Below are 7,572 nucleotides of genomic sequence, written 5' to 3'. Positions count from 1 at the left end.
CCACTGATTTGATTCGACACCAATACAGTAGAGAAATTTTGGAAGGCTGGCAAGCCTTTTTTTATTATTTTACAATTGCAGCGTTATGTACTTATTCCTTTCAAAACTCTGTACTTCTATCTTGCACTACACACTCGGCAAGAATTAATTGTTTGCTTAAAGGAAAATGGACTATCCCCCATACAGAATATCTAGCAAGTAATCCCGAATGAGTAAGAGCTATATATGCAACATCACTATCTATACTTGAATCACTTGGAAAAGTTCCTGAGAATTTCAAGAACATCAAAATGGACGAAATGAGCATTAGTCAATTCAGTGAGATATTAATCGTAGTATTAATCTTCTTATACAAAAGGTGCGTTCTATGCAAAAGACACCTCGTACAACGGATACATTCATGCTGTTTAATTAAAGGAAGGGGGTACATAGATGAATTACTTAATGAGCACACAATCATTAAAAGATACATTCAATAGTTTATCCACTGAGGTATTGATTAATGATGTTCCTCATCAAGCAGTTATTACAATGGCACACCTAGGAATGCAATCTAAGAGATACATTCATTCATTCATTCATTCATTCATTCAAGGTGACTATGTAGTATTTAATGAAGGTACGTATCTTGTCGTAGAAGATGTAGTCAATCCTTGAGAAGTTTAATATAAAGCTACAATTGAATATTGTAATTATAGGGCACAAACGCCAGATTTTGTTGAGAAAGTGTTAGTAGGTGTTGATCCTGACACAAAAAACGATTTATGAAGAAATAATAAAACCTGGAATACACTTTATATCATTTGTTAAACAGGACAATATAAATATAGTAAACGGAGGATTTAGATTAAATACATCACAATTTACCATGATTGCACCTAACCATGCAGAATTGGATAAAAGTCTAAAACTCAACAATATAATAGATATATATGACCGTAAATTTAAGATAGTCAATATTAATAAATTGCGTACAGGTTATTAGAGATTACTTTAGAAAAGACACCTTAAACATGACAAGTGTAATACTCTATTTCAATTATGATGTACGGCATACAAATATCGCATTTTAGTGGTAATACTGTTACGATATATCCAACAATAATTGTACGAAATATTTGAATGGAAACCTTGATATATCAACGTTTAATGATCGATGCGTTGGAAGACGACGACGATGTTCAGAACGTCTATCCTAATGCATCGGATGAGTAATGAATGCTAGCCAGTCAACAACTTTTAAGCAAGTAAAGTTGTTAACTGGTTTTTTTGTTGTTGACAATGATAATGAGATTCATTATCATTTAACTTAGTTGCTGAAGAATTTATACTCTTTAGTAGAATAAAAGGGGGAATTAATTATGATTATCGTAACAAACACAAATAAGATAATTAAAGATCGTGGACATGAATTGGTTACGCGTTTTGATAAAAAAGGAAAAGTGGAGCAGATGGAAGGGTTTTTAGGACTGGAAGTATTGTTCACGGATAATTTACCAGATTATGACGAAGTGACGATCAGCACGCGTTGGGAATCAAAAGAAGCTTTTGAGGCATGGACGAAAAGCGATGCATTTAAGGAAGCGCATTCACATCGCGACGGACAGCCTGGATACGTTATTAGCAATAAAGTGTCATTCTATGATGTTAGGGTAGTACGTGATCCAGTTGTTGCGGTGTAAATGCAAGCATCGTGTGTAGAAGTTCAGAAAAAAATCACCCCTCACTTTTGAATTGCCAAGTGAGAGGTGATCGGATATTGATTATGCTTTAACGCCAGAAGATTTTGGCTGCGTCAAGAGACCGCCTTTTTCTTTTAAGTATTTTTCAATACCTTCAGCTGCACGGTATGAAAGTGCACCGATTGTTGGGGTAGGGTGGTGACTACTGAAGTGTGGTAGTGCAGATCCGCCAACGACGAATAAGTTTTCCATTTCCCACAGTTGCAAGTAGTTGTTTACCGCAGACGTTTCTGGATCTTCACCCATAGCTACGCCGCCAATATAGTGCATTCCGCCATAAGTGTGGTCAAATTGGTCTGGAATTTCGTCCTGATCAATAATGTCCGCACCCATTGCTTCCATGATTTCTGTACATTTTTCAATACCGAATTTCGCGATGTTCTTATCTTGATCTGTTAATTTATTGGTAATACGTAGTACTGGATCTCCAAACTCATCTTTATACGTAGGGTCTAAGTCCATAAAGTTGTGCCACCAAGGCATAACTGCTGCGGAGTACCAAACCGTTAACGTACGGAAAGCATAGAAGAGTGATTTTTCTTTAAACTCTTCACCCCATGTTGGTGTGCCTTTAGGAACAAAGTTATTCTTAATGGCCCCATCTCCGTATTGACGAAGTTCAATTCCACCACCATGAATGAAGTCTAGATCTGTGTGGTCAAATAAGTCCGCTTCATAATCGCTTACAGCGCCACCTAATCCGCCAGCACCCATATAGTAGTTGAATTTCTTGTCGTTAAAGAAGCCAGTTGCACCTAGGAAAGTACTGTTGAATTGTCCTGTAAAGTTACGGCCAATCGTTCCTTTTCTAGTCTCAGGGTTATAGATTTCACCAATATCCGATAGCATGAGCAGGCGGTTATTTGAGAATGTGAATGCCGCAAGAACGACAACGTCAGCTGGTTGTTCGAATTCTTGTCCTGTTCTTGTGTCAGTATATAAAACGCCTGTCGCTTTCCCGTCTTTATGAAGAACTCTTCTGACGAGTGAATTGGTTCTGATTTCACAGTTACCAGTTTTGCGAGCAGTCGGAATAACTGTTGCAAGAGGATCTGATTTTGAACCGAAGTCACAGCCGTACATTGTACAGAACGAACAGAACATACATTGGTTCAATGTCTCACCATCAGGATTTGTATACGTTTGAGACATGTTTCCTGAAGCCATTTGATAAGGGTGTAAGCCGATCTCTTTTGCCGATTCTTTAAACAACTTAATCGCAGGAGAAGCTAGCATCGGTGGGTTTGGATACTCATTTGATCTCTTGTCACCAAGTGGATCAGGTTCTCCTGAAATCCCAGCCGTTTGTTCCCATTTAGCATAATAAGGCTCTAGTTCATCATACGTAATTCCCCAGTCACGAATTTGCATGCCTTCTGGAATTTTGTCTTCTCCATAACGTTCGATTGTTTTTGAACGAATTTCGAAGTCATATGAGCGCCAGCGGTATACGGAACCTGCCCAGTGCATACTTCCGCCACCAAGGTCTGTCCCTGTGTTCATATCTTTTTGCAAGCGTACAGGTAGTGCAGCATCGCCTATTGAAACACGAGACGTAATCGTATCGCCTGTTAATTTTTCAATCATTTCATGTCTGTTTGTATAACGTAACTCATCTTTAACACCTATAAAATCTGAACGTGTTTGATCTTTACCACGTTCCAACATTACGACTTGATAGCCTGCTTTGGAAAGTTCAGCTGAAACGATACCGCCAGCCCAACCACTACCAACGACTACAACGTCTACTTTATCTAATTTTTTAGCCATTTATGCGTCCTCCTAAATTAAAGCCCTTGGTAATTACGTAAACTTGAAGGCTCCATTACAATAAACTCTTCTTCTTCGATTTTATCTAAAAAGCTCATGATCGGCCCAGGGTATTCTTTCATTCTCCAAGCTTCCATATTACGATTTCCACCGTAAACAGGATCTGCATAAACGCCTTCGATAGTTGTTTGACGCAACAAGCTAAAGAAGTCTGCGGAATCTACCCCACTGAACTTCACTTCACCTTTTTCAAACATTTGTAAAATTTCATCTTGCTGTTTAGGTTCTAGATTAACAAACCGCTCACCAAATTTATCTTGTGAAGTTTTCTCCATAGCGTTAAGCCCTTCAAGGAAAAATGTACCTCTCGTCATTTTCGTTTGATAGTTAGCCGTACCAGCCGGTAACTTCACAACAGTGGACGATGTGATGACTTCATTTGTTTGACGTTTTTCTTCTTCATATACGTCCGTTTTTGTAATCGATGGGAAAGGACCAACCATATAGTCATTCGCATTTCTTCCCCAGTTGCTTGCACATTGGCGGTCAATGAAATAAGGCACACCTAGTTCGATTGCCCCCATGCCATTTTTGTTCTCTGGATAGATTCTTTCAGTTGCAGCAGATAGCAACGCGAAATCTTCATTTCGACTGAAGAACGTACGTGCATCAAACGATACTTGTTTGCCTGCCTGCGATGTTGTTTCATCCTTCGTACCTTTTTGGAACTGATTCGTTAGCAAACCACCAAATAGTGATCCACCTAAAAGTCCACCAGCGACAAGACCGCCACTCTTCAAAAACTTTCTTCGGCTTAAATCTTGAGTATCTTGATTGGGATTTTTGTTATTCGTCATAGTGTAGTTCCTCCTTCACATTTGTCATGAAATGTGGCGACAATTGCCGAGGCAAGTATAATCGCACCGTTTCTTTACTTTATAGACTCAGACTTTTCTGAATCTGTTTTCTTATCCTTGTCGTCTTCTTCTAGAATATCTTTTGTTGCCTTTTTAAATTCTGCTAACGTTTTACCGACAGCGGAACCAATTTCCGGCAATTTTCGCGGTCCGAATAAAATTAGAATAATGACTAAGATAATTATTAATCCAGGTACACCGATTGATGCCAAACTCATAAAACTCCCTCCTCTTACATTATTTTTTACATATTTACAATGTATTGGTAGAGCTCTGGCTAGTTTGCTAAATTCGTAAGGGAATTCTGGCCCTTATATATGATAGTGTTATTCGACAAAAAATGCAAAGTAATTCTACGAAGTTTTTAAACAATTATATTGCATGAATAAATAAAATAATCTGCTTATGGCTTTTCTGAATAGATGTAAAATTAGGAGTAGTTTCAGTATTGAAATGGCTGAATACCTAACATAAACTAACTGATTTTTATTCAGGAGGTGCCATGAAATTATAATTCACTAATTTTATGTAATCATTTTGTTCGAGAGTAAGCTACTTCATGCTTTTGAAAAAATAGATGAGTAGAATAGTTGTTCACGTTTCACTTCTGAGTCACTTATCACAAATCTGTGTAATTCACAAAAGTAGGAAGTAGTAATGAAGTATTGGGAAAAATGAAACTTGTTACACTTAATAAACGTATCCAATTTAGTAGATAAATTTATATATGTAATAGTAGTAACTTCCATTAAAGGAGAAATCGGTATTGATTCAATATACTAGTTTAAAGTAATAGAAAACGAATCGTGGCGCTATAGTGTAAGAAATCAAATGTATGATGAAAGCATGTATAGAGTTAAGGTTCAGATCTCAAGGAAAGTGATTAGATTGAATAAAGAAGAAGTGAAAAATCTTTGAGTGGGTATGAAGAAGGCGATTTACGAGAGTCGAGAGAGGTCGTATGGAAATTCTTTGAATGAATGAACAAGAAGCATTCAACTTAACTGGAAATGAGCGTGACCTTTGATTAGCGTTATCATCTATTCAGTAATAGGGGCGTTTTAAGGAAATATTGTTCAATAACCAATCTTGAAAGGAGTTCTTTTGTGAGAGTTTTATGGTTTCCATTATTGGCATCAGTTGGGACAATGGCTCTATTATATTGGATTGGGAATATATTTACTTTGTCTCTTTTTAGGTTTTCATTTGCTCTAAATGAACCGTTAGAGAATGGCTTGATTTTTGATGCGAATATTGCAATACTTCCTTTTGCTATCGGCTTAATAGTTGGATTAATTGTGCAACGTATAGGTAAAGTCAGAAGCAAACGAGATACAATGAAAAGGCAGAGATAAAATGAATGATAAAAGTGAAAAAATAAGTTCGGATTTTGATGATATGTTATTACACTAACGGGTGCTCGTTTACGGAAAAATATTTGAAGCATTCGCTTAGTTGCTCGGGTCGGAAGCCGACGACTGAGAGGATCACGCTCTCTTTTAAGAACGTGTCCGGCTGCAGCATAGTTCCACGGGTTGCTACCACTATCCCGTTAACGAGGGGGATTATTGTACATGTATGAATGTTTGCAGCGCAGGAGTGTAAAAAAGACTTTTGACAAGGAGAGGCTAGATGTCTTTTTACGACTTAACAAAAAAGAGAGAAAATATTTGACGAGTGATATTTAGAAAACAATGGGTGTATAAATTATTAAAAAGGAGTCAGTTCAATGGATAGTACAATAAAGAGGCTTTTTGAAAACCTTAGAGATGAAGATAAGGAAGTACAATACGAAGCACTTATGAAGTTGTTTGATATTACGAATGAGAAAGTAAACTGGGCTTATGAAGTCTGGGATCAACTGCTGACGGACTTAACAGAAGGTGATAACCACCAAAGATCAAGAGCTGCACAGTTCCTCTGTAATTTGGCGATAAGTGATCCAGAAAAAAGAATGGTAAAGGATTTCCCGATGGTTTGGGCTGTAACAAAAGATAAGAAATTTGTAACAGCAAGACATAGTCTAAAATCCATTTGGAAAATTGCCTTAGCTGGTGCTGAGCAAAAAGAGTTGGTATTAAACACCCTTGCCAATAGATTTACAAACGGAACCGATGAAAAAAATTACACGTTGATTCGTTATGATATTATCGAGAGCCTTAGAAAACTTTATGATGAAATAAAAGATGAGCAAGTTAAGAAACTTGCATTGGATTTGATTGAAAAAGAAGAGGATAAAAAATACAAAAAGAAATATGCATCAGTATGGAAATAGTTAGTATCATTTAAAGTTGGCGCGATTGTGGAATGCGGGATTAGCTGAACTAATATAAGAAGCATAATTACGCTTGTCACAAAAGCGCTGGGTGAAATAATGTACTAAGAACAGCATAGAAGAGGAGTATATTTTTCTTAACAACAAACAAGAGCGTCACTGAACGGTAAATAAGCATTGTTTCAGGTTTAGGGGTATTCCATAATAAGGTGAGTTAAACAAATGATTTTTGAAGCAGCCACTTAGTAAATCAGAAGAAGTTTAACAAGATTCAAGATTTAATCGCCATTTTATTGCGAGCAATATCACTCGATCTAGAGGTAAACACAGATAATGAGGAGTGATCCATTGATAGTAAGAGAAATAGAAGTAGCGGATGCGGAGAAACTTTCTCGACTAATGGAACATGTAGAAGCGAGCTCGGAATATATGTTAATGGAAGCTGGGGAAAGAGAAAGCGGTCATGCGCAACAAATGCAAAGGATAAACCGTATAAAAAATAGTGGTAATTCCACTATCTTAATAGCTGAAAATGAACTAAATGAGTTAGCAGGATATCTATTTGCTATCGGTGGAGATGTGATACGGAATAGACATTGCGCATATATTGTAGTGGGGATTGCTGAAACTTTCAGAGGACATGGCGTAGGCACGAAGCTATTTATGGAGTTGGATCAATGGGCAAGGCATCATACTATCCATCGTTTAGAGTTAACGGTCGTTACTCGAAATGAAGCAGGTTTGTCTTTATATAAAAAGATGGGGTTTGAAATCGAAGGAACTAAAAAACATTCTTTATATATCGGTGAAGAATTTGTTGACGAATATTATATGGCCAAGTTCATAGACCCTTCTATCAAATAGACTA

Annotated in this window: 10 protein-coding genes; 7 read left to right on the top strand and 3 right to left on the bottom strand. The window is 37.1% G+C overall.

Annotated features, from left to right (window positions below):
• The 4 genes from CSV64_RS16875 to isdG all read left to right on the top strand — a co-directional run.
• The coding region (locus tag CSV64_RS16875) for a hypothetical protein (protein ID WP_233190442.1) at window positions 1–212 on the top strand (212 nt) is incomplete at its 5' end.
• Between the two features lie 220 nt (window positions 213–432).
• Entirely contained in the window at window positions 433–657 is a 225-nt protein-coding gene (locus tag CSV64_RS10900; protein ID WP_099634407.1) for a hypothetical protein, read from the top strand.
• Window positions 658–1,122: 465 nt separating this feature from the next.
• A complete protein-coding gene (locus CSV64_RS16870) occupies window positions 1,123–1,215 on the top strand; it encodes a YebC/PmpR family DNA-binding transcriptional regulator (protein ID WP_233190441.1) in 93 nt (30 codons plus the stop codon).
• Between the two features lie 146 nt (window positions 1,216–1,361).
• A complete protein-coding gene (gene isdG / locus CSV64_RS10890) occupies window positions 1,362–1,682 on the top strand; it encodes a heme oxygenase (protein ID WP_099634409.1) in 321 nt (106 codons plus the stop codon).
• 81 nt (window positions 1,683–1,763) lie between these two features.
• Here the strand turns inward: isdG and CSV64_RS10885 are convergent, their stop codons facing one another.
• From CSV64_RS10885 to tatA, 3 genes are all read right to left on the bottom strand, one after another.
• Complete coding sequence (locus CSV64_RS10885) at window positions 1,764–3,512, bottom strand: GMC family oxidoreductase (protein WP_099634410.1); 1,749 nt, start codon at window positions 3,510–3,512, stop codon at window positions 1,764–1,766.
• 17 nt (window positions 3,513–3,529) lie between these two features.
• Entirely contained in the window at window positions 3,530–4,369 is an 840-nt protein-coding gene (locus CSV64_RS10880; RefSeq protein ID WP_099634411.1) for a gluconate 2-dehydrogenase subunit 3 family protein, read from the bottom strand.
• Window positions 4,370–4,443: 74 nt separating this feature from the next.
• Window positions 4,444–4,647 (bottom strand): twin-arginine translocase TatA/TatE family subunit, encoded by a 204-nt coding sequence (gene tatA, locus CSV64_RS10875; protein ID WP_099634412.1) that lies wholly within the window; start codon window positions 4,645–4,647, stop codon window positions 4,444–4,446.
• 888 nt (window positions 4,648–5,535) lie between these two features.
• On the opposite strand from tatA, the gene CSV64_RS10870 reads away from it, so the two are divergent.
• The 3 genes from CSV64_RS10870 to CSV64_RS10860 all read left to right on the top strand — a co-directional run bounded on the left by CSV64_RS10870 (window position 5,536) and on the right by CSV64_RS10860 (window position 7,568).
• On the top strand, window positions 5,536–5,784 hold the full coding sequence (locus CSV64_RS10870) for a hypothetical protein (protein WP_099634413.1): 249 nt from the start codon (window positions 5,536–5,538) through the stop codon (window positions 5,782–5,784).
• A gap of 374 nt (window positions 5,785–6,158) precedes the next feature.
• On the top strand, window positions 6,159–6,704 hold the full coding sequence (locus CSV64_RS10865) for a hypothetical protein (RefSeq protein ID WP_099634414.1): 546 nt from the start codon (window positions 6,159–6,161) through the stop codon (window positions 6,702–6,704).
• Window positions 6,705–7,052: 348 nt separating this feature from the next.
• Window positions 7,053–7,568: a GNAT family N-acetyltransferase gene (locus CSV64_RS10860; protein ID WP_099634415.1), complete on the top strand. Its 516-nt coding sequence runs from the start codon at window positions 7,053–7,055 to the stop codon at window positions 7,566–7,568.
• The last annotated feature ends 4 nt before the right edge of the window (window positions 7,569–7,572 follow it).

This window comes from Sporosarcina sp. P32b (genome assembly GCF_002743335.1).
In the GTDB taxonomy this organism is placed as follows: domain Bacteria; phylum Bacillota; class Bacilli; order Bacillales_A; family Planococcaceae; genus Sporosarcina.
Note: the sequence above shows the minus strand (reverse complement) of the source record. Positions and strands in the feature narration are given on the sequence as shown.